Here is a 22,150-nt window from a genome sequence, read left to right on the forward strand (position 1 = left end):
CGGCAGATAGGGAGTAGGAACAATTAATGTCCTGTCGGGTGCCGTACGGCCTGCGCGCCGTACGCTGTTTTGGTTACCTTCGGGCATGTCCACTTCCGCATTCCGCACGCTGTTCCTCGTCGTACTCGCGTGCTCGGCCACGGTCGCCCGCACCCAGGAAAATTCATGCTCCCTGCTCGTCCCCCGTTACGTCTTCGACGGGACGGATCTGCTGTCCGACCGGGTAGTCCTGATCGTGAACGATACCATCGCGGCCGTCGGGCCGGTCGCGGAAGTGTCCGTTCCCGGCGGCTGCGCGGTCCAAGCGTTCCCGGAGGGAACCCTGCTGCCGGGAATGATCGAGGGGCACGCCCACCTGCTGCTGCATCCCTACAACGAAACCTCCTGGAACGACCAGGTGCTGCGGGAATCCCACGCCGAACGCGCCATCCGGGGTGGGGTACACGCACGGGAAAGTCTGCGGGCCGGATTTACCACGGTACGCGATCTGGGGTCCGAGGGGGCGGGATATACGGACGTCGGACTCAAACAGGCAATTGAAAAGGGCGTCATCCCCGGACCGCGCATGATCGTGGCGGGCCGGGCAATCGTAGCTACGGGCAGCTATGGCCCTGCCGGCTTCGCCGACCACGTGGCCGTTCCCCTGGGGGCGGAGCCGGCCGACGGAAATGAAGGGCTGACCCGGGTGGTCCGCGACCAGATCGGGCACGGAGCGGACGTCATCAAGGTCTACGCCGACTACCGCTGGGGTCCGGAGCGCACCGCCCGGCCCACCTTCACGCAGGAAGAGCTGGAAACGATCGTCAGGGTAGCCGAAAGTAGCGGACGCCGGGTGGTCGCCCACGCCGCGACCGCCGAGGGTATGCGCCGTGCTACGCTGGCCGGAGTATCGACCATCGAACACGGCGACGGCGGTACTCCGGAAGTCTTCGCCCTGATGGCCGAGCGGGGAGTAGCCCTGTGTCCCACCCTGGCGGCGGGCGACGCTATTCTTCAGTACGGAGGATGGCGTAAGGGCGTGGACCCGGAGCCGGACCGCATCGTGGGAAAACGTCGCTCTTTTGCCGATGCCTTAGCCGCCGGAGTGACCATCGTAGCGGGAGGCGACGTCGGCGTGTTTCCGCACGGCGACAACGTGCGCGAACTGGAGCTGATGGTCGACTACGGAATGGAGCCCGTAGAGGTCCTGCGGTCCGTGACCTCCGGAAACGCGGAGGTATTCGGTATCCGCGATCGGGTAGGGCGTGTACAAGCGGGACTACTCGCGGATCTGGTGCTGGTCAACGGCAACCCCACGGAGAATATCTCCGTGCTGCGGGAGGTCCTTTTGGTTTGGAAAGGCGGACGGATAGTCAAATAATTCTATAAAATATGCGATTTCGGAGGCTTAACAAGCTTTATGTGATCTAGATCACTAAGCCGGAGCACGAACCCCCCCTAATTCTGCAGTAGCGTTTCCTCAGCCCACTTACCCGCAGGTAGCTCACGGCCCCGCGGAAGGGATGCAAATCCAACCTCACCAAATCCATACAGAATATTTGCGTCCGACGCCCACGGTGTCGGATCTATTGGTGTGTTTCATAGGTGTTTATATATAAGAAGGTTGCGGTTTAGGCCGCGACCTTCTCATTTTCTACCCCCGCCAAACGACACCGATCCCGATATTGATCCCCGGAGCTGCAATACCGCTCGCGAAGGGTTGGTAGAAACGATCCAGCAGGTTCTCCCCCTTCAGTTGCAGGGATAGCCGGTCCGATACCCGGTATGCCGTGTAGACGTTCAGGGTCCACCAGGCCGGTGTACCCATTCCGTAGGGCGTCAGTTCGGGATTGTCGGCACTCCCCACGAGTTCGAAGGTGTATCCGGTGGCGGCCGTCCCGCCGATGCTGTTCACGGCGTAGTCCTCAAGCCGTTTACGGCGCTGGGCGTCTACGCGAAGGTTGACATCCCACGCTCCAGTGGTGTAGCGCAATCCGATCCGACCGTAGGCCGGGGGGATGTGATCCTGGGGGAGGGTGAGTTGGTGACCGTCCGGAGCTTCCTGCCGCCGTCGTCCACGCAGCCAGTGCGCTTCGGGCCGCAGTTCCCATCCCGGAGCGAACGTCCAGGCAGCCGCCAGATCGAAGCCGTAGATCCAGGCTTTTTCCGCGTTGACGTTGGTATCTACGTAGAGGGTGTCCCCGTGGCTGACGAAAAATTCGCTACCGTCCGGCAGCCTTCCGTCACGTCGGATGATCGCGTCCGAGAGCAGGGTGGCGTAGGCCGTGAACTCGAAGCGGAGAGGACCTTCGAGCCGACTGTAGGTCGCTTCCACGGTATTCGACCGCTCGGGGCGTAGGTCAGGGTTCGGCACCTGAATCCGTCCGCTCTGTTCCCGGAACTTGGCGAAGTCATCGACGTTGGGCGCACGAAACCCCTGCGCGATGAGCATGCGCAGCCCGTGGGCCTCCCGCCGGTAATGCACGCCCAGGGCACCGGTCAGTGCACCGGACGAACTGACGATGCCGTCGAGGTACGGCTGCGGCCACTCGACCGGATCGTCGGCGCCGAAGGTAGCCGTGAGTCGTTGCAGACCGTACCGGAGTCCGCCGCGCAATTGCCAAAATTCGGTGAGGGTATGACTCATATCGAGGTAGGCACCGGCGCCCGCCAGCCCGCTTCCCTGACTGGGGTAGCGACTTGCTTCCCCCGCCGGCATGGCCTCGGCGGCGACCCGGTCGTGACGCAGATCGAAGCCGTAACGCAAGCGGGTGGCCGGACCGATCTCCTTCGCGAAATCGAACTGGGCGTTCCAGCTGCCGACGTCGACGAGACTGGCCTCCCGCACCGAACTGCCCAGCCGGCGTTGCAGTCGGTCCTCCTCCACGAACTGGTAGGATACCAGGTAGCTGGCTACGTCGTACAGCGACGTGGTCCGGCGGTCGTCCAGTCGCAGGCTGCCGAGCAGCCGGGTCTGCGGACCGTAGTCCCAGCGGGCCCACCGCAACTGACCGTCGCGCATCTCGGTGAGGGCATCGTAGCGCGGAACGTCACCGGTCGTGGAATACTGTAGGTTGGCATTTAACTCGAGCCCTGCGGCCGGTCGGAAACGCAGCTTTTGCAGCAGGTTATACTGTTCGTACCCACTCCCGACCTGCACGGCGGGCCGGGGATTGTCAACGACCTCATCGCCATCCACGTAAGTGGACCGCAGGCCGAAGTCACCGTAGTTTTCGGGTCGGTTGCCGCCGGCCCGCAGGTCGCCGAAGCGATTGAACGAAACGGCCGTGTATCCGGCCCATTTCGTGTTGCCGTAGTCCAGTCCCGTGGCGATGTTCACGGCATTCGCGGCGGAGCCGTAGTTGGTTTCGGCGTAGCCGTTCAGTCCGGGGCGCGCCCGAAATTCCGGTTGCCGGGTGCGGAAGTGGATCACCCCGCCGAGGGCGTCGCTGCCGTAGGCCAGGGCACCGGCGCCGTAGATCACTTCGACGCGGTCGAGCGCGTTGGGGTCCACGGTGATGGCGTTCTGGAGGTGGCCGTTCCGGTAGATAGCATTGTTCATGCGCACGCCGTCGACGACGAGCAGTACGCGATTGGCCTCGAAGCCGCGCACGACGGGGCTTCCGCCACCGAACTGGGATTTTTGCACGTATACTCCCGAAAGATCACTGAGCACGTCGGCCGTGGTAAGGCTCTGCACCCGGCGACGATCGGCGGCGGCGATCAGCTCGATCTGGTAGGGAAGTTCGCTGGCGAGCTCATTGCGGCGACCGACGACGGTAGCCGAATGCAGCAAAACACTGGTGTCCGCTACCTGGAGGGTTTGCCGTTCCGTTCCGCCTTGCTCCTGCGCGCCCGCCGCCTGAATGTACAGCAACCAGAGGGCCGTCCACCACCACTTCATGCCGGCGAAGGTAGCCTACTCCCGGGGAATTAGGACGTAGCCCGTACGGGCCAAATCACCGAAATCGTCGTACGTCATACTTACGTAGCCGCCGTTGCCCCAGTTGCGGCCGAGGGAGCTGCGCAGTTCGAAGGTTTCCTTCTCGCCGTCGTAGCCGATGACCGTCAGGAAGTGGGTTTCGGTGGTCGGGCCGGTGGGCTCGTAGATTCCCCCCTGGAGGCGGGTGAAGGAGGCGTCCGTGGCTACTTCCACCAGTACGGGATTACCGCGGCTGAGGGCTTTGCGGGTTTCGAAGACGCGATTGCGCCCCCGGGTTTCTTCCCGGAACAGGTAACCGAAATTGGTGATGCCGAAGCGCGCTACGGAGTACACCGAATTGGGGATGGTGCTGCTGTTGTAGGGTACGATGGCCGCCGAGACCGTGCCGGAATTGATGAGCAGTCCGAGTCCGTCGACGAGGTTGGGCCGCCGGCCGGCGTTGGCCAGGTTCATGACGATGTAGTCGGGGCTCAGGTTGTCCTTGAAGTTGCTGTTGAGGTTGACGTAGTACTCCAGGCAATCGGCCAGGGCGTAGGCCCATTCCATGCCGGTCTGGGGTACCTGGCGGATGGGCATCATGTAATTCTTGATGTTCTGCCGCAGCAGTTCTTCCCGGGAGGGGCTGCCGATCCCGGGGATGTAGAACATCATCTGGTCGATCGCGGCGAGGTCATTAAGTCCCTGGAGGGTTTCGGCGCTCTTGGCCGCCCCGTAGGGTTGTTGGGCGCGGACGCAGGAGCCAAGCAAAACGAAGAAGAGCAGGGTGGTCAGGCGGGGCATTGGCATAGTAGGCGGTACTTATCAACGATTAACGGTGAAAGTAAATATTCCGGTATGTATTGGTCGAGGCGTTGTACGCCGATTCGAGCTTCCAGGTCGAGCACTCCGGTCGAGTACTCAGGTCGAGGCGTTGCACGCCGAGTTATGACAAGGCTAAGGCACGACACACCGAGTATTCCATGGTCGGGGCATTGTACGCCGATTAAAGGACCTAAGGCGAGTACTCAGGTCGAGGCGTTGTACGCCGAGATTTAAAATAAAAGTTTTATAATCATGTTAAATAGAACAAAAACAATCATATATTCCTCCTCCCTCAGAGAGAACAGTATGAAATCCTACATCAACGTGTCGCACTTCCCACTGGGAGTAACACCGGTACACATCACTTACCGGCTGGCGGGCAGTATTCCAATGGAGGAGAAACGGCGCATTGCTCAACGGCGTGCCGAGCAAGTTGCCGCATTACGTCATAAGCTTCGTGGACAACCTGAATGGCTGTCCACTGAAGTTTATACGCAGGAGATGCAACGCATATCTGGGGAAGTGGAATCAGAAATAGAACGTTTGCTGCATCGTTGGGACTCCGGTCCTATGCACCTTAAATGTCCGACAATCAGTTCAGTAATTGTTGTATCGTGGCGCTTTCTGCACGATTATGAAGAAATCAAACTCTATGCTGTATGTGTTATGTCAAACCATGTACACGTGATACTCAGCGCACCTACTGGAAGTGAAAAGGTTTGTTTATCCAGAATTATGAACAGGCACAAACGCTACACGGCTTGTGCCTGTAATCTCATTTTAGACACTACCGGGCAAGCATTCTGGGCGCCTAACTACTTTGATCGAACGATTCGGAATGGTAAGTTCTTCACGGCTATGTGGTACGTATTGAATAATCCGGTGAAGGCACGAATGGTCGATAGATGGGAGGATTGGCACGGAACATACGTTAATCCCGCATACCTAAGTCATTTCGTGGAGAATGAGGAAAGAAAATTACGGGCTTAGATTTGGATTGCACAATTTAATGCTCGGCGTGCAACGCCTCGACCTATGACCCGCATCGCGCCCACCCCCTCCGGCTACCTCCACCTCGGTAACGCGGCCAACTTCGCGGCCAACGCGCTGCTGGCCCGCCGGTGGGGGCTCGATCTGTTGTTAAGGATCGACGACCTCGACCGGGCACGCTTCCGACCGGAATACCTACAGGATATCTTCGACGTACTGGAATGGCTGGGCATCGCGCCCACGGTCGGTCCGCGGGATCCGGCAGATTTCGCGGCACACTGGTCGCAGGAACGGCGGATGCCCCTGTACGTGGCCGCGCTGGAAACCCTTCGCTCCCGCGCACGCGCCCACGTTTTCGCTTGTCCCTGCTCCCGGACCGAATTAGCCGACGGCGTGCACGCACATGACTGCCTGAACGCGAACATCTCCCTAAGTGAAGCGGGGGTGGCCTGGCGGATAAACACTCGCGGCACCCCTCTGCACGCTTCCATACCAGATTTCGTGGTCCGCAAAAAGAACGGGCGGCCGAGCTACCAACTGGCCTGCACGGTCGACGACCGCCACTTCGGGGTCACGGCATGCGCACGGGGGGAAGATCTGCGCGACAGCACGGCGGCCCAGGCAATGGTGTCGGACCTGCTGGGCTACCCGAAACTAGCGGAACGCATCCGGTTCATTCACCATCCGTTGCTGACGGTGGGGGGCGAAAAGCTGTCCAAAAGCCAGGGGGCCGCGGGTGTACGCGACGGAGGCATGAGCCAAGAGGAAATTTTCGCCATAGCCGAGGGATGGATCGCTACACCTTGATACCGTCGATCTTGCGCACCTCCTTGATCACCCGCACTGCGTGCTTATTTGGCCGGATGGGGAAACCCCGCCGTTTGGCCCAGGTAGCGGTGAACTCCGCGCCGAGGAACAGGATCTGGCTGTTGTAGTAGGTCCAGACCAGCAGGGTTACCAGTGCCCCGGCGGCGCCGTAGGTGCTGCTGAAGTCGGAATTGCCGATGTAGAAGCCGATCAGGAACCTGCCCAGGCCGAAGAGGAGGGCGGTGAAGATGGCCCCCGCCCAGATGTCCTTCCAGCGGGCCCGGGCATCGGGCAAGTAGCGGAACAGCAGAGCGAAGATCACCGCGGTGACGGCCGTTGCCAGAATCCAGCTCGTCGTGGCCAGGACCACCGGGCCCAGGGCCGGCAGCATGCCCGCGAGCTTGTCCATGAACCCGATGATGAGGGCATTTACGACCAGGGTGATCATCAGCAGAAAACCCAGTCCGACGACGAAGCTGAAGCTCAGCAGGCGGGTCACTAAGAAGCCCAGAATGTTGTTGGTGGGCCGGGCCTCGATCTCCCAGATGCGGTTGAGGCTGGTCTTAAGGGTAGCGAATACGGTGGACGCCGTAAAGAGGAGGGTGGCTACGCCAATGATGGTGGCCCAGAGGCTGTCGCCCGTGGAGTAGGCGTTGCTGACGATCTCCTGTAGAGTAGCGGCGGCATCGGGACCGAGGAGTCCTTCCAGTTCCCCGTACAGCCGGCCCGTTACCGCCTCCTCTCCCATGAAGTAGCTGGCTACGGCGATGGCTACCACCAGCAGGGGGGCAAAACTGAATACCGTATAGTAGGCCAGGGCGGCGCCGAGGGTGAAGGCGTCGTCTTTGCCGAAGTTGGCGAAGAGGTCCTTCGTAAAGGACCAGACCCGTCCAAAAATGTTTTCTTTAGCCACGAGAGATGGGTTTCCTCTAAAAGGTGGCGCCGCCGGGTAGTGTTCGCCAGCTTCGCCTATCGTATTTTACCCCCGACCCTAACCGCATGAAAAGACCTGAATTTCCGCCCCGCCCCGATCATTCCCTCGCCCGCAAGCGCACGCCGGTAGCCGAATTGGCACCCGCTTCCGTCGCCGGCCGGCCGCCCTATCTGCGGGGTCCCTACGCCAGTATGTACGTCGGACGGCCCTGGACCATCCGCCAGTACGCGGGCTTCAGTACCGCCGCCGAATCCAATGCCTTCTACCGGCGCAACCTGGCCGCCGGACAGCGGGGGCTTTCCGTCGCCTTCGATCTGGCTACCCACCGGGGCTACGACAGCGATCACGAACGGGTCCGCGGTGACGTCGGGAAGGCCGGCGTAGCAATCGACACGGTAGAGGATATGCAGCGCCTCTTCGAGGAGATCCCCCTGGAGAAGATGTCGGTGAGCATGACCATGAACGGGGCCGTGCTACCCATCATGGCCTTCTACATCGTGGCGGCCGAGCGGCAGGGGGTAACGGCGGAAAAACTGAGCGGCACGATCCAGAACGACATCCTGAAGGAGTTCATGGTGCGCAATACTTACATCTATCCCCCGGGACCGAGCATGCGCATCGTCGCGGACATCTTCGCCTACACGGCCGCCCACATGCCGCGCTTTAACAGCATCAGCATCAGCGGCTACCACATGCACGAGGCCGGTGCGCCCGCCGAGCTCGAACTGGCCTATACCCTGGCCGACGGTCTGGCCTACGTACGGGCGGGGGTGGCGGCCGGACTGGACATCGACGATTTCGCTCCCCGCCTGAGCTTCTTCTGGGGCATTGGCATGCGCCACTTCACCGAGATCGCCAAACTGCGGGCCGGCCGCCAGCTGTGGGCGGAGCTCCTGGCTGACTTCCAGCCGAAGAACCCCAAAAGCTCCATGCTACGTACCCACTGCCAGACCAGCGGATACAGCCTCACCGAGCAGGACCCCTACAACAACGTGGCCCGCACCACCATCGAGGCCCTCGCGGCGGTCTTCGGGGGTACCCAGAGTCTGCACACTAATGCGCTCGACGAGGCCATCGCCCTGCCCACCGACTACAGCGCCAAGATCGCCCGCGATACCCAGCTCTATCTGCAGAACGAGTTGGGCATCACGGGGGCCGTGGACCCGTGGGGGGGCAGTTACGATCTGGAGCAAGAGACCCAACGCCTGATCACCGAGGCCCGTCGCCTCATGCGGGAGGTGGAGGAGGCCGGCGGCATGGTGCGTGCCATCGAAACCGGCCTGCCCAAGTTGCGGATCGAGGAAGCCGCCGCGCGCAAGCAGGCCGCCATCGACGCCGGCCGGGAACAAATCGTGGGGGTGAACGTCTTTCGCACCGAAGAGCTCTCTGACTTCGAGCTGCTGGAAGTGGACAACGATCGCGTCCGGGAGGAGCAACTCGCCCGGATCGATCAAACGAAAGCGAACCGCGATGCCAATGGACTAAACCGCGCTCTGGACCTGTTGCGGACCGCCGCCCGGGGCGAGGACAATCTGCTGGATGCCGCGGTAGGGGCGGCGCGCGCGGGAGCCACCCTGGGAGAAATCAGCGACGCCCTCGAGGACGTGTTCGGCCGCTACCGGGCCAGCCACCAACTCATTAGCGGTGTGTACGCCGGCCACTCCAACGCCGAGCAACTGCAGCGCGTCCGTCAGCTTTCGGATCGCTTCGTCGAACGCCAGGGCCGGCGCCCCCGCATTCTGATCGCTAAGCTGGGGCAGGACGGCCACGATCGCGGGGCAAAAGTCATCGCTTCCGGATTCGCGGATCTGGGCTTCGACGTGGATGTAGGTCCGCTCTTCCAGACCCCCGCCGAGGCCGCCCGCCAGGCCGTAGAGAACGACGTACACCTACTCGGAATCAGCTCCCTGGCCGCCGGGCACAAGACCCTGGTGCCGGAGGTTATCGCCGCCCTCGCCGAGCAGGACGCAGCCGATATTCGGGTGGTGGTGGGCGGCGTGATCCCCCCGGCCGACTACGGTTACCTACGGGATGCGGGCGTCGTCGGCATCTTCGGGCCGGGAACCAACATCGGGGTGGCGGCCGAGGAGTTGCTGCAGTTAATGCTCAACTAATACTTCAGACTCCGGATCTGATAGAATTCCAGCAGCCGCCGGGAATTGCGGTGGGCGTAGAAGCGGGGTTCGACGCCCCACGCGTTGATGTGAATGCCGGGTTCGGCACTTTCGTCGACGTACTTACCGAGTTCCGCCGGGTCGACGTGCTCGGGCAGCTGCGCGAGGATATGTGCTTTGGCGAGGGTCCATTCCTGCCCCAGCTGGCTCCGCAGGAGGCGAATGAAAATTTGGTCGTTTTCCGTGTGCTCGGGCATGATCGGTGTGGTTGTCGGTGTAAGTTACTCCCCGATGGAGTGGCAAACGAAATCCGGAATAATGCCGGAAGCGGCAATCTCCGTAGCGGCACTCTCCGGGCGGGTGTTTCCGCTCAGTACCAGGGCGGTGGCGACACCGTAGGTGTTACCGCCTAAAATATCGGTGTGCAGGGTATCGCCTACCATCAGGATATCCCCGGGACAGATTTCCGGCATCTCCAGCGCAACGCTGTCGAGGGCCATCTGAAACATCTGACTGGCCGGCTTGCCGAACTTGACGAATTTACGTCCCAGCACGTACTCCGCCAACCGGGCGATACTACCGGTAGCCAGGGCAACGTCGTTGGCCGTCGTGGGGTAGAGGAGGTCGGTGTTAGCCACGACTACGGGCACCTGGCAGCGGCGTAGGATATTGATGAGCAGGTTGATGTCGACGTTCTTGTCGTACCCCTCGTCGTCCAGGAAAGCCACGGCCTTGATGTCATCCAGTCGTTCGAAGTCGACCTCACCGATCGGGATCGCCTCCAGGCCGGCACCGATGATGTATTCCGCGGAGGCGGGGGTGCCGAGGTAGGCCACCTTACCGGATTTGACCTTTTGTTCCAGGAAGTGGCGGGTGGTGGCTCCGCTGGTGATCACCTCCGCCGAGGAGATCCCCCGGAGGCCGTAGTGGGCCAGTCGCGCGGCGGCGGCCTCGGGGCTGCGGGCGGCGTTGTTGGTCAGTACCCGAATGTGTTTGCCGGCGTCGCGCAGCAGGCTCACGGTTTCGAGTGCCCCGGGAATGGGGCCGCGGTGGTTGCGGAGCACGCCATAGCTGTCGAAAAAGATCACGGGAAACTGGGACGCGACGTCCTGAAAGGCACTGATGTTCATGGGGTAAATAGCTTATAACTCGAGAGCGGCGAGGATGGGTTCGGAATCAAACTTTTCGTCCAGGGTGGGCAGGTGTACGTTGAGAACTTCCCGGGCCAGTTTTTCGGCGAATTCGGGGCGGAAGAAGTAGCGACCCAGCCGCAGGACGTAATTGAGCAAGAAAAAGCGGTAAGCTTCCTTGATGAACAGCACCTCCGGCCGGGTGAGGGGGAAGATGTCATGGTAGGCACGCAGGAAAATCAGGAAGCGTTCTTCCATCAACCGATCCACCTCGTAGGTGAAAACGGTCTTGTCCCCCACTTCGCTAACGACCCGACTGAGGAAGTAGAAGTCCACCACCCGGGTCGAAACCCGGAACCAGTCGTAATCCCACCGACTGGTTAGCCGACCGTTCTGGTCGACGCTGAAGTTGCCGATGTTCCAGTCGACGAATACGGGAATCTTCTGAAAGCCGTACACGTTGATGCGGAAAGTGTTCTCCAGAAACTTCCGGCAGTGTTCTTCGATCAGGTCGAAGTGTTCGGGGTAGTCGGTGCGGGCGGAGGTGATCAGGGCATTGACGTCGGTGGTCATGTCGCGGTCGCTGCGGGGCAGGGTATTGGTGACCAGCGTGCAGTCGCGGTGGAAGTAGGCCATCTCCCGGCCCAGTTGCCGGACCTGCTCGATCGTCAGCCGTTTGGGCGGGTTCTCCTGAATCTGGATCGGGCGGTAAAAGATGATCCACGCGTCCTGATCCTCGTCGATGTGCCGGTGGAAAAACAACTGGTTGCCCTTCATGAGTCCGCGGCTCAGGAAGTTGGCGTAGCGTACGGGCAGGTTGTTGGCCAGTACGTTGATGATGGTATGGTCCTCGGCGAAACCCTCGAAGGAGCCGAAGTAGGTGACCTTGGCGATGAGTACGTTGCCGTCCGCCATGATCAACTTAAACACGTGGTTGGTCGATACCTGGGCGCTGATGTCCTCGATCGACCGGATGCTGCGGGTGTGATCGTAGGCGCGCCAGGCGTAGCGGAGAATGTTCTGGTAGTTCTGCAAGCGATGCGGGTTTGTCGGTTAGGGCGGGCGGTCACGAATGTAAGCACCCACGATCGAATCGACGGCGCCGCGAACTCAGGCCAATTCGAAGTACCGGCCTACTTCCCAGTCCGTAACCGCACCCAGGTACCGTTGCCACTCCCATTCCCGCGTGCGGAGGAAATGGTCGACGAAGTTCTGGCCGAAAAGGTCGGCTACTTCGGGAGTTCGCATGGCACCCGCGGCCCCGCCCAGATGTACGGGAAGCGGCTCGCCAATAGTCTGATCGTAGGCGCTGCCCCGCACCGGGTCCTGGTCGAGGGCAAGCTCGTTCTCAATGCCGTAGAGTCCGGCGGCCAGGGCGGCGGCGATGGCCAGGTACGGGTTGGCGTCGGCGCCGGGCACGCGGGTTTCCAGCCGGGTAGCTGAGGCCCCTCCGGGAATTACGCGCAGGGCCGTCGTACGGTTGTCGATCCCCCAGTTCGCCCGGGTAGCCGCCCACGAGCCCGGAACGTAGCGCTTGTAGCTGTTGACGTTGGGCGCGAAAAAGGGCATGAGGGAGGGCAACAGGGCGATCTGCCCGGCCACGTACTGCTCCATCACCGTACTCATGCCGTGGCGGCCGCCCGGATCGTGGAAGATGTTTTGCTCTCCCCGCCATAGCGACTGGTGCAGGTGACCGCCGCAGCCCGGCAGATCGGCGGAGGGTTTGGCCATGAAGCTGGCCACGAGCCCGTGTTGGTAGGCGAGTTCCTTCACGCCCTGCTTGAAGAGGACGGCGCGGTCGGCGGCCTCCATCGCTTCCCGGTGCGCGATCGCGGCTTCGAGTACGCCGGGCCCCGTTTCGGTGTGCAGACCTTCCAATTCGATCCCGAAGGCGGCGAGCTTGTCGAAAAGGTCCTGCATCAGACCCGCCTGCTGGGCGGTACGCAGCCCGGAATATCCGAACATGCCCGGGGAAAGCGGGCGCAGATTGCGGTAACCCTTGCGGGCAGCGGTCGCGGGCGTTTCCCGGTAGGCGAACCACTCGTATTCCGGACCGAAGCGAGCCGTGAATCCCATCCCCTCCGCTTTGACAACTACCCGGTGCAGCAGTGACCGCGGGCAGGCCGCGCCTGCGGGACCCTCATCATCACGAAAATCAGCCAGAAAAAAGGGGAGATCGTTTTCCCAGGGAATCGTGCGGCGCGATTCGGGTACGAGACGGGCGCTCGCGTCGGCAAAACCGGCGTCGGCTACGTGATTGCCGTATACCGTATCCTGCCCGTCCCAGCCGAACACCACGTTACAGAAGCCGAAGCCGTGCTCGAGCGTGCCGGTCAGTTTTTCCCGGGAGATGTACTTGGCGCGGAGGATTCCGTCGATGTCCGTCACCGCTACTTTAACGTGGGACGCGGAGTGCTCCCGCAGCCAGTCGAGGGTTGCTTGCATGGGGGTAAAGCTAGGGCATTTGCCGGCTTGGTAGCCGCGTGAGCGGGAGAACGGCCAATTCCCCTATATTTGCCTGAGTATAGCACCAAAAGATCCGGCGATGCGCCAAAATCCCCTTTCCTTTCTTTTTGTCTTTGCCGCCCTGGCGGTACTGCCCAATTTGAGCACCGCGCAGGTGGTGGAAGTCGTGGATGCAGCGGCTTCCGAAGTACTGACGGTCCGGGAGGCCGCGCTGCTGGCCGAGGAAAAGCGCATTCGCACGTTGATCAAGCACGGCCCTCACCGGAAGAACCGGTTGGCCGCGGGCCGGGGCCGTACCCTGCGGCGGGCCGCTCGGGTCAAACCGGTCCCGGTGATGCGCGCCCGGGTTTCGCGTCCGGCATTCGGAAAAGAGCTACGGGTGCGCACGTCCGCCCGGCTGCTGCCCCGTAAACCCGCGCCGCGACTGTACGGTCCGCAGTACAAGAATCGCGGTGCGAAACTGCGGTCCGGCCGGGGCTAAGGGTTATCCGGAATCACTCTTCCGGACGAAGGTCGAAGCGCCGGCGCAGTTCGTCGAGGGCCGGGTTTTTCTCCCGCATTTTCAGAAACTTATCCTTGGCGGAGAGTCGTTTCTTGACCTTGGTCTGCACGGGCTTCATGCGCTCGTCGTGCTCCAGGATCATGACCAGATTGGGCCGTTCAAAGGTCTCCCGCAGGAAGGCGACCAGGGTTTCATCGTCCCGCAGGGAAGCGATGGCGCGTTGAGAGCCGAGCTTTACCACCACTTCGTCGTCTCCCCGGACGAGGGGCAGGGCCTGTTTCAGAAAGATCGCCAGCGTGCTTCCCTTTTGCTCCAGCAGGAAGGCATCCCAGGCCTTGTGCAGGGATTCGTCGTCGAGTTCGGGTAGGTCCTCACTGGGTACGGTGGCGGCCAGTTCACCTTCGGCTTCCGCGATGAGACTGCTCATGTCCACGCTCGCGAAATTCGTTGCCGGCGGGGCGGCAGCGGGTTGGTGGGCGGCGGGCGGCGGGGTGTCCGGTGGCGGGGGAGCGGCCGGGGCGGCGGCGGCCGGCGTTACGTCAGGCGTTTTTTTTTCCGGGGGCGGGGCCGCGGGTGCCGCATCCGCCGGTGGAGGAGCAACGCTGATGGGTTCGTTCCGGAAGGCCCGGCGAATAGTCACCATGCGCAGCAGGCTCATTTCCACGTGTAGCCGTTTGTTGCGGGCGAGGCGGAAACCAAGATCGCAGTCGTTGGCTACGTCGAGAGCGGTGAGCAGCAGGTCGGGCGGAGTGATGGCGGCCTGTTGGTGGTAGCGTTCCCGGAGGCGGTCGCCGACTTCCAGCAGCTGGAGGGTGGCGGGGTCCTTACATACCAGCAGGTCGCGGATGTGGGCGGCGAGTCCGTTCAAAAAGAGGTCTTCGTCGAAGCCCCGACGCAGTACTTCGTCGAAGAGCAGCATCATGCCCGCCCGGTCCTCAGTGAGGATGTGGTCCACGGCCCGGAAGAAGTATTCGTAGTCGAGTACGTTAAGGTTCTCGATCACCGCTTCGTAGGCGATGCGGTCGCCGCTGAAACTTACGATCCGGTCGAAGATGGAGAGGGCATCGCGGAGGGCGCCGTCGGCCTTCTGGGCGATGATGTGGAGGGCGTCCTCGTCCGCGACGATACCTTCCTGGCGGCAGATGCCCTGCAGGTGCTCGATGATGTCGTTGGGCTGTATCCGCTTGAAATCGAAGATCTGGCACCGGGAGAGGATGGTGGGAATGATCTTGTGCTTCTCCGTGGTGGCCAGAATGAAAATGGCGTAGGGCGGCGGTTCTTCCAGCGTCTTCAGAAAGGCATTGAAGGCCTGCTGGGAGAGCATGTGCACCTCGTCGATGATAAACACCTTGTACTCCCCCTGCTGGGGCTGGAAACGAACCTGCTCGGTGAGGGCGCGGATGTGGTCGACGGAGTTATTGCTTGCCGCGTCCAGCTCGGTGATGTTGAGACTGGCGTTGTTGTTGAAGGCTACGCAGCTTTCGCAGGTGTTGCAGGGCTCGTAGTCCTCCGTACGGTTCTGGCAATTGAGCACTTTGGCCAGAATGCGGGCCGAGGTCGTCTTACCAACTCCCCGCGGACCACAAAAAAGAAAAGCGTGGGCGAGGTGGTCCGTCTGCAGGGCGTTCTTCAGCGTCTGGGAAACGTGCCGCTGCCCGACGACTTCATCGAAGCGGACGGGCCGGTACTTGCGGGCGGAAACGACGAATTTGCTCATTGGGGCGAAGATAGGGATAGTCGTTCACTGGACCTTGCGGTGGGGGTACCGATCGCCCTGCGCGTGGAGGCGTTATTCCTTGATGGGTTCCAGCATCTTGCGGGAGACGATCTCGCCGGCCTTCGAGTATACGGAATCGATCCAGACGGGTTCCTGGCGCAGGATCCACATGATGCTGTCGAATTCCTGGCGGGTGAGTCCGTGGTCAGCGAGGACGGCGTCGTAAAAGACGGCTTCCATGGAGTCACGAACGAGCACGGGAACTTCGCCGCTGAGTGCCTGGGTGACGTGGAGATCGGCCAGCACCAGAGACATCCGGGCGGTATCGACGGGTGGGGGCCCGGGGTTGACGTTCGCGCAGCCGATCAGAAGGGGGAGGATGCCGAGGATCAGTGTCCACTTCATTGGTCCTCCTTGGGGTAGTGGAAAGCCGTGCGCTGGGCGTCGGCGAGTTTCCACTTCGACCACTTTTTTACCGGGGCGGTACTGGCGACGATGCCGCAGGTGGGAACGTTACCGATGTAGGAATCGTTCTGCAACTGGTTCGCGGTTTCGGTGTATCCGGGGTTATGACCAAATACGAGCACGGTATCCCAGTCGTCGGGGAGGTCCTGGATGCACCGTTCGATGGTTTTGGGGCCGGCGTGGTACAGCTTTTTCTCCTTCTTAACGTCGTCCTTGCTGAGTCCGAACGCTTCGATGAATGCCTGAGCGGTCTGCCGGGTGCGTTTGGCGCTGGAGGTAAGAATGCCGTCTACCTTGATTCCCTGCCTGGCCAGGCGGGCGGCCATGTGGGGCGCATCTTTTTTGCCGCGAGAATTGAGGGGGCGATCGTGGTCCTTGAGGTTCATGTCGGCCCAGCTGCTCTTGGCGTGACGGATAAAATAAACTTGTTTCACGGCGGAGATTTACTGCTTTGCTTTACCTGCACTTAACGCGTATTTAAGCTGCAAGCCATATGCTAGGCCTACTTTTGCACTCAATTTAACCCTACACGTATGAATGCTACACCGGCGAAGATACTTCTGGTCGACGACGAACCCGACATTCTCGAAATTCTCGAGTTCAATTTGCGCAAGGAGGGCTTCGAGGTCGCTACCGCCGGGAACGGGGAGGAGGGCTTGCAGTTGGCGCGCACCTTTCGACCGGACTTGATCGTGCTGGACATTATGATGCCCATCATGGACGGCGTGGAAGTATGCCGGCAACTGCGGGCCGAGCCGGAGTTCAACAATACGGTCATCACTTTCCTGACGGCGCGGGAGGAGGATTACAGCCAGATTGCCGCCCTCGACACCGGCGGGGACGACTACATCACCAAGCCCATCCGTCCCCGGGTACTGATCAGTCGCGTAAAGGCACTGTTGCGCAGGAACGTGCGCCAGGACGACGAGGACGAAGCCGTCAGTTCCATCAGCATCGGCGATCTGGAGATCGATCTCGAGCAGATCGTCGTACGCCGCGGCGAGGAACGCATCGAGCTAGCGAAGAAGGAGTTCGATCTGCTCACCCTGTTGGCCTCGAAACCCGGTAAGGTCTTCAGTCGGGAGGAGATTTTCAATAAAGTCTGGGGCACCGACGTCATCGTAGGTAACCGGACCATCGATGTACACATCCGCAAGTTGCGGGAAAAACTCGGCGACCACTACATCAAGACCATTAAGGGCATCGGATACAAGTTCGAGTTTTAAGCATGCTCAAGAACAGCACCCCCCGCGAGATCTCGATTCGGACCAGCCTCTTCATCGCTCTGGCTGCCGAAGGTATGCTGCTGGTGATCATGGCCCTGCCCGGCGTTCCGTTTAGTTGGTGGATCGTGCTGCTGATGGCCCCCTCCACCTTCCTGATCAGTTACTACATTGTACTGTCCACCCTCGATCACTACATCTACCGCAAGATCAAACTGATTTACAAGACCATTCACAGTCAGAAGGTAAGTTCGGACGTCAAGCGAGAGGGTATCGATGCCGACCAACCCATCATCGATGAGGTCGAGCAGGAGGTAGCCGAATGGGCCGAAAGCCAGCAGGAGCAGTTAAATCAGTACGAACGCTTTGCCGAGTATCGCCGCCGCTACGTCGGGGATATCAGTCACGAGCTGAAGACGCCCATCTTCAACATCCAGGGGTACTTGCATACGCTGATGGATCACGGTTACGGGGATGAGAAGATTACCAAGTCATTCATCAAGAAGGCTGCTAAGAACGTTGAGCGCCTGCAAACCATCGTGGAGGACCTCAGCGCCATCAGCCGACTGGAAAGTGGGGACCTTATGTTCGACCCCGAACCATTCAACATCAAGGAACTCGCGCAGGAGGTGATCGAGGAGGTGGATCTGAAGGCCCGTCAGGCGAGCATCGCACTGGGGTTCAAACCTGGTGCGGATACCGGGTTCATGGTCTCCGCCGACCGGGAGAGCATCCGGCAGGTTTTGATTAATCTGGTCACCAATTCCATTAAGTACGGCAATTCCGGCGGGGCCACCCGCTTCGGTTTCTACGATATGGAGTCTTACATTCTCTGCGAAGTCGCGGACAATGGGATCGGTATTCCGGAAAAACACCTGCCCCACGTCTTCGATCGCTTCTACCGGGTGGACAAAAGTCGCAGCCGCATGAAGGGGGGAAGTGGGCTGGGCCTATCCATCGTGAAGCATATCATGGAGGCGCATCAACAAACGATCAATGTGCGCAGTACGCCGGGTTTAGGCTCGACGTTCGGGATCACGCTGGCAAAGGCGTGATCTTCTAGCGGATCGACCTTAACCGTCCAACGGTCCGCCCCCGTCCAACGGTCTGACACCGTCCAACGGTCCGACACCGTCCAACGGTCTGACACCGTCCAACGGTCTGACACCGTCCAACGGTCTGACACCGTCCGACACCGTCCAACGGTCCGACACCGTCCAACGGTCTGACACCGTCCAACGGTCTGACACCGTCCAACGGCTGGGCGGATTTTAACATCCCCTAATTTGCAACTACGAACCCCTTCGTATATATTTGTACGAAACCATTCGTAAGATGCAACCCCCTACCGAAGGCGAATTAGCTATCCTCGGCGTGCTTTGGCGGCGCGGCGCGGCTACGGTCCGCGAAGTCAACGACCGCCTGAATGAAGACAGCGACAAATCGATCGGTTACACGACCACCCTGAAACTGATGCAGCTTATGGCCGATAAAGGATTGGTCAGTCGCGATACCTCAGCACGCAGCCACGTCTATACAGCCACCGCGGAACGGGAACGCACCCAGCAGGGCCTGCTGCGTCGGTTTGTGGAATCGACCTTCGGCGGCTCGCGTACGCAGTTGGTGCTCCGCGCACTGGGGGAGGGTAGTGCATCCCCCGCCGAGCTGGCCCAGATCAAACAACTTATCGAGCAACTCGAAAAAGAGGAGAGCCATGACTGAGCAATTCTTCGATTCAGGCCTGCTGTCGGCCGCCGGCATGACCGTCCTGCATTCGTTCTGGCAGGCTTCCCTGCTGGCGCTGGTCCTCTGGCTGTATTCGCGACAATCGTACTCCAGTGCGCATCCCCGCTACGCCATCGGATGTTCGTTGCTGGTAGCCCAGGTGGTGCTGGCCATCATCACCTTCTTCACCTATTACGACCCGGTGGGGACCGCGGCATACGGCACCTTCGTCGTTGCTGCCGATTCAATCGTAACCGCGGGCTCCTCCCCCCCGGATGCCGAAACGGCGGCCTGGCACACTCCCGATTTCTGGCTCAATGCACTGGTTGCCTGCTGGGCCATCAGTACGGCGGCGGGCGGAGCCCGCCTGGCGTGGTCGTACCGACAAGTTCGCCGCATGGCCCTCGCGGCCGTACCGGTAGAACCGGACGGCAGTTACGCCCCGTTCTATGAACACGCCCGCCATCTAGCCCACCGAATCGGCTACTTCGGACCGCTGCGGATAGGGCTCTCCGAACACATCAACGGACCGATGCTCGTCGGACACCTGAAGCCCCTCCTGCTATTCCCCGTAGCTCTTGTCAACGAACTCACGACGGACGAGGCCGAAACCGTCCTGCTGCACGAACTGGCTCACCTGCGCCGCTACGATCACCTGCTTCACCCCGTACAGTGCCTGGTGGAAGTGCTCTTCTATTATCATCCGGCCATTCACTGGATCAGCGAACGGGTCCGGGAAGAACGCGAACACTGCTGTGACGATCTGGTGCTTCGCTACGGTCCGGGGCGCCTGCCCTACGCCCGGGCACTCCTTTACTTCAGTCAGCGAGCTCCGGCGACGGCCGCCCTGTCCCTTACCGACGGGGGCGGCCTGCTCGGGCGGGTTCGCCGCTTCATCGATCACCAGGAAATCAAGTACACCATGAACAGCAAATTATTATTCCTGCCCCTACTGGCCGCGTTAACTCTGGTCACCACCGCCGCCTACGTACCCGCGGAAATCACGGAGGACACCTGTACAAGCCTGTACGCGCCACCGCTGACTCCCGAGGCTGTAGTAGTAGCTCCGGATACCCTACCCCGGGGAACACACCAGGTCACCAAGATCTCCGACGGGAAGACGACCCGTCTACGGGTAGAGGACGGTAAGATCACCGAACTCCAACTCAAGGGCCAGGTGATTCCGCCCGAAGAGTTCGATCGCCACGAGACGACGGCCGAGCGACTGCTGGGCGTTGATGCCGGCCCCGACCGCGTTTGGGACCGGGATTCCCGCGAGCTCATCGTCCGCCGCTTCGGGCCGGCGGAACGGGAAATAATGGATCGGGCACTTGCGGAAGCCAGAAAAATCGATCCCGAACACTTTAAATTTCAGTTCGAAGGGCTCGCCGAACAAATGGATTCCCTCCGGGGACAACTCGCTCACGTCTACCGCTTCGGCGATGGTGACGGGGATGCGATGATCAGGCTCCATGAATTCGATTTCGATTCGTTGGTCCCCAAACATCTTCTCCGCATCGAGCCCTTCCGGCAACAGCTGCGGGAGCTCGACGTGCAGGAACTCGACCTGCAGGATATTGAAGAACGGGAACGCGAACTTCGCGACGCACTCCGCGAGCTGGAACAACGTAAAAAGGCATTATCCGGTGAAGGGAAGAACGATTCCTGGGGGGGTGCCCTGCGCGAAGCAACGGATCCGGTCTGGAACCACGGGACGGAGCGCGCCATTGCGGAAAAGAAGGCCGCCGCCCGGCAAATGCGGGAACACTACCTTGCGGAGGGTCGCCGGCAGCGGGAGCGCGCTCGTTCGGAATCGGATTGCTCCCGCGCGACGGCCGCCGCCTACCCTACCTTCCCCCGCCGCGTCGCACCGGTACGTACGACCCTTACGGTCGTCGCCCACCCGGGTTAGCGACCACCCGCCAGCGGCACTAAGCCAACCGGATCGGTACTACTCACGTACGCCAGGAAGCGATCGAGAGCCTTTCGTTTTCTCTCGTCGAGCGCGTAGTCGATGTGGTGGGTGAAGTAAGTCGTCAGATCGAATTCCGGGGTAGGGGACGGCAACAATAACTGCAACTGCGGAAGATGCTCGAGCCCCTCCCGCAGGGCACCGTTGAACTCCGTAATGAAGGAAGCCGGCAGGCGACGGGTCGTGACCCAGGCCGCGAAGACGAAGGGCAGTCCGGTGTGATCTTTCCAGGCGGCACCGAGATCGTACACGTACGGAAAGCGACGGTCGAGCCCGATCGTCCGGTCGCCGATGACCAGGCCGCCAATGGTGCCATTGATGTGATCGATGTAGCCGTCCCGGGCGTCCATGAACTCCACCTCGTGCTGCCAGTACTCCTCCAGAAGTAAGCGCGTGAGCATTACGGAGGTACGACTATGGTGATCCAGATAGATATGGGTCATCTGTTCGAGGGGAACCTCGCCGTACAGACATACGGTAGCTACGGCCCCGTCCGCCCCGATGCAGTAATCGCTGATGATCTGGTAGCGGGGAAGTTCCGGCAGCACCGCCACCGGTACGAGGGCGATGTCCGCTTCTCCGTCTACAAGACGACGGGCGCACTCACTGGGGATGGCGAGGTCCATCCGCAACCGGTCGCTGATCGGATTACGCAGCAGCCCGTACAGCAGCGGCTTGGTGTTGAGGTAGCTGACGGCGACGAGTCGGTAAGGGTCTACCATTGGTCCGTCTTGAGCGGCTCGGGAATGTGGCCGCGATCGTTGAGAAGTTCAAATTCGAAGCGTTGATCCGGTTCCTGCCGGGCGAGCCACAGGCCCAGGTTGCTGTGCCGCAACTCGTTCATCCGGGGCAGGGGGCGGCTCATCATGAGGGTGACGAGTCCGCACATGGCACGACCGTGGCTACAGATCAGAATGCGTTCTTCTTTCCGGGTGCGCAGGTGATCGATGAAGCGTTCCAGGCGTTCACCCAGTTCGCGGGCGCTTTCCCCCCCGCCGATGCGGCCGTCGAGCTGGCCCGCTCCCCAGCCGTTCTTGATGCGTTGGTATTCTTCGATGCTGTCGGGGGTGCCGAGTTTACCTTCGTGACTGCCCCAGCACATCTCGTTGATGTCGGGATGCTTTTCCCACGGAATTCCGTCGTTGATGAAGCCCTCTACGGTTTCCCAGGTACGCTTCAGGCTGCTGGTGAGGACGGCGTCGAAGGGGACCTCGCGGTAGCGCTCGTAGAAATGCCGGGCCTGGTGGCGCCCGGTTTCGTTCAGGCTGGAATCTACTCCGCTGCCCTGCACGATCCCGCGCAGGTTGAAGTCGGTTTGTCCGTGCCGGACGATGTAGATCATTTTACAGTTTGCCATAGGGTGGGGCGGTTTTGGGGGGAGC

Annotated in this window: 21 protein-coding genes; 9 read left to right on the forward strand and 12 right to left on the reverse strand. The window is 61.1% G+C overall.

The window, feature by feature from the left end:
* The first annotated feature begins 85 nt into the window (after window positions 1-85).
* Window positions 86-1,360, forward strand: a complete 1,275-nt coding sequence (locus tag NMA52_RS02430) for an amidohydrolase family protein (protein ID WP_254826043.1) — start codon at window positions 86-88, stop codon at window positions 1,358-1,360.
* Window positions 1,361-1,633: 273 nt separating this feature from the next.
* On the opposite strand, the gene NMA52_RS02435 is transcribed toward NMA52_RS02430, so the two are convergent.
* Window positions 1,634-3,883, reverse strand: coding sequence for a TonB-dependent siderophore receptor (locus tag NMA52_RS02435; protein WP_254826044.1), 2,250 nt, complete (start codon window positions 3,881-3,883; stop codon window positions 1,634-1,636).
* A gap of 15 nt (window positions 3,884-3,898) precedes the next feature.
* On the reverse strand, window positions 3,899-4,708 hold the full coding sequence (locus NMA52_RS02440) for a C1 family peptidase (RefSeq protein ID WP_254826045.1): 810 nt from the start codon (window positions 4,706-4,708) through the stop codon (window positions 3,899-3,901).
* Between the two features lie 321 nt (window positions 4,709-5,029).
* Here NMA52_RS02440 and NMA52_RS02445 point away from each other — a divergent pair, with 321 nt between their 5' ends.
* Complete coding sequence (locus tag NMA52_RS02445; RefSeq protein ID WP_254826046.1) at window positions 5,030-5,713, forward strand: transposase; 684 nt, start codon at window positions 5,030-5,032, stop codon at window positions 5,711-5,713.
* A gap of 45 nt (window positions 5,714-5,758) precedes the next feature.
* Window positions 5,759-6,520, forward strand: coding sequence for a glutamate--tRNA ligase family protein (locus NMA52_RS02450; RefSeq protein WP_254826047.1), 762 nt, complete (start codon window positions 5,759-5,761; stop codon window positions 6,518-6,520).
* Here the strand turns inward: NMA52_RS02450 and NMA52_RS02455 are convergent.
* A complete protein-coding gene (locus NMA52_RS02455; protein WP_254826048.1) occupies window positions 6,510-7,433 on the reverse strand; it encodes a YhjD/YihY/BrkB family envelope integrity protein in 924 nt (307 codons plus the stop codon). The genes NMA52_RS02450 and NMA52_RS02455 overlap by 11 nt on opposite strands.
* 86 nt (window positions 7,434-7,519) lie before the next feature.
* Here NMA52_RS02455 and scpA point away from each other — a divergent pair, with 86 nt between their 5' ends.
* On the forward strand, window positions 7,520-9,568 hold the full coding sequence (scpA, locus tag NMA52_RS02460; RefSeq protein ID WP_254826049.1) for a methylmalonyl-CoA mutase: 2,049 nt from the start codon (window positions 7,520-7,522) through the stop codon (window positions 9,566-9,568).
* Here scpA and NMA52_RS02465 read toward each other — a convergent pair.
* From NMA52_RS02465 to NMA52_RS02480, 4 genes are all read right to left on the reverse strand, one after another.
* A complete protein-coding gene (locus NMA52_RS02465) occupies window positions 9,565-9,825 on the reverse strand; it encodes a hypothetical protein (protein WP_254826050.1) in 261 nt (86 codons plus the stop codon). The two genes, scpA and NMA52_RS02465, sit on opposite strands and share 4 nt — an antisense overlap.
* Window positions 9,826-9,849: 24 nt before the next feature.
* Window positions 9,850-10,698 carry an HAD-IIA family hydrolase gene (locus NMA52_RS02470; RefSeq protein ID WP_254826051.1) on the reverse strand — a complete coding sequence of 283 codons (849 nt, stop codon included), beginning with the start codon at window positions 10,696-10,698 and terminating at the stop codon, window positions 9,850-9,852.
* Between the two features lie 12 nt (window positions 10,699-10,710).
* The gene (locus tag NMA52_RS02475; protein WP_254826052.1) at window positions 10,711-11,733 is read right to left on the reverse strand and encodes a hypothetical protein; all 1,023 of its coding nucleotides are present in this window, start codon (window positions 11,731-11,733) and stop codon (window positions 10,711-10,713) included.
* Between the two features lie 75 nt (window positions 11,734-11,808).
* Entirely contained in the window at window positions 11,809-13,143 is a 1,335-nt protein-coding gene (locus tag NMA52_RS02480) for a glutamine synthetase family protein (RefSeq protein WP_254826053.1), read from the reverse strand.
* A gap of 100 nt (window positions 13,144-13,243) precedes the next feature.
* On the opposite strand from NMA52_RS02480, the gene NMA52_RS02485 reads away from it, so the two are divergent.
* Window positions 13,244-13,645, forward strand: coding sequence for a hypothetical protein (locus NMA52_RS02485; RefSeq protein ID WP_254826054.1), 402 nt, complete (start codon window positions 13,244-13,246; stop codon window positions 13,643-13,645).
* 13 nt (window positions 13,646-13,658) lie between these two features.
* Here NMA52_RS02485 and dnaX read toward each other — a convergent pair whose 3' ends face one another.
* From dnaX to NMA52_RS02500, 3 genes are all read right to left on the reverse strand, one after another.
* On the reverse strand, window positions 13,659-15,383 hold the full coding sequence (gene dnaX, locus NMA52_RS02490) for a DNA polymerase III subunit gamma/tau (protein ID WP_254826055.1): 1,725 nt from the start codon (window positions 15,381-15,383) through the stop codon (window positions 13,659-13,661).
* Window positions 15,384-15,455: 72 nt separating this feature from the next.
* The gene (locus tag NMA52_RS02495; protein ID WP_254826056.1) at window positions 15,456-15,788 is read right to left on the reverse strand and encodes a DUF4296 domain-containing protein; all 333 of its coding nucleotides are present in this window, start codon (window positions 15,786-15,788) and stop codon (window positions 15,456-15,458) included.
* On the reverse strand, window positions 15,785-16,282 hold the full coding sequence (locus tag NMA52_RS02500; RefSeq protein WP_254826057.1) for a histidine phosphatase family protein: 498 nt from the start codon (window positions 16,280-16,282) through the stop codon (window positions 15,785-15,787). Before NMA52_RS02500 ends, NMA52_RS02495 begins: the two co-directional genes overlap by 4 nt.
* Window positions 16,283-16,381: 99 nt before the next feature.
* Between NMA52_RS02500 and NMA52_RS02505 the strand changes: the two genes are divergently transcribed.
* From NMA52_RS02505 to NMA52_RS02520, 4 genes are all read left to right on the forward strand, one after another.
* Window positions 16,382-17,074, forward strand: coding sequence for a response regulator transcription factor (locus tag NMA52_RS02505; protein WP_254826058.1), 693 nt, complete (start codon window positions 16,382-16,384; stop codon window positions 17,072-17,074).
* Between the two features lie 2 nt (window positions 17,075-17,076).
* Window positions 17,077-18,126: a cell wall metabolism sensor histidine kinase WalK gene (locus tag NMA52_RS02510; RefSeq protein WP_254826059.1), complete on the forward strand. Its 1,050-nt coding sequence runs from the start codon at window positions 17,077-17,079 to the stop codon at window positions 18,124-18,126.
* 280 nt (window positions 18,127-18,406) lie between these two features.
* On the forward strand, window positions 18,407-18,793 hold the full coding sequence (locus NMA52_RS02515; protein WP_254826060.1) for a BlaI/MecI/CopY family transcriptional regulator: 387 nt from the start codon (window positions 18,407-18,409) through the stop codon (window positions 18,791-18,793).
* On the forward strand, window positions 18,786-20,708 hold the full coding sequence (locus NMA52_RS02520) for a M56 family metallopeptidase (protein WP_254826061.1): 1,923 nt from the start codon (window positions 18,786-18,788) through the stop codon (window positions 20,706-20,708). Before NMA52_RS02515 ends, NMA52_RS02520 begins: the two co-directional genes overlap by 8 nt.
* Here the strand turns inward: NMA52_RS02520 and NMA52_RS02525 are convergent.
* Together NMA52_RS02525 and NMA52_RS02530 are read right to left on the reverse strand one after the other, a co-directional pair.
* The gene (locus NMA52_RS02525; protein ID WP_254826062.1) at window positions 20,705-21,490 is read right to left on the reverse strand and encodes a menaquinone biosynthetic enzyme MqnA/MqnD family protein; all 786 of its coding nucleotides are present in this window, start codon (window positions 21,488-21,490) and stop codon (window positions 20,705-20,707) included. The genes NMA52_RS02520 and NMA52_RS02525 overlap by 4 nt on opposite strands.
* Window positions 21,484-22,125, reverse strand: coding sequence for a histidine phosphatase family protein (locus NMA52_RS02530; RefSeq protein ID WP_254826063.1), 642 nt, complete (start codon window positions 22,123-22,125; stop codon window positions 21,484-21,486). Before NMA52_RS02530 ends, NMA52_RS02525 begins: the two co-directional genes overlap by 7 nt.
* Window positions 22,126-22,150: the final 25 nt, after the last annotated feature.

This window comes from Lewinella sp. JB7 (genome assembly GCF_024297185.1).
GTDB lineage: Bacteria > Bacteroidota > Bacteroidia > Chitinophagales > Saprospiraceae > Neolewinella.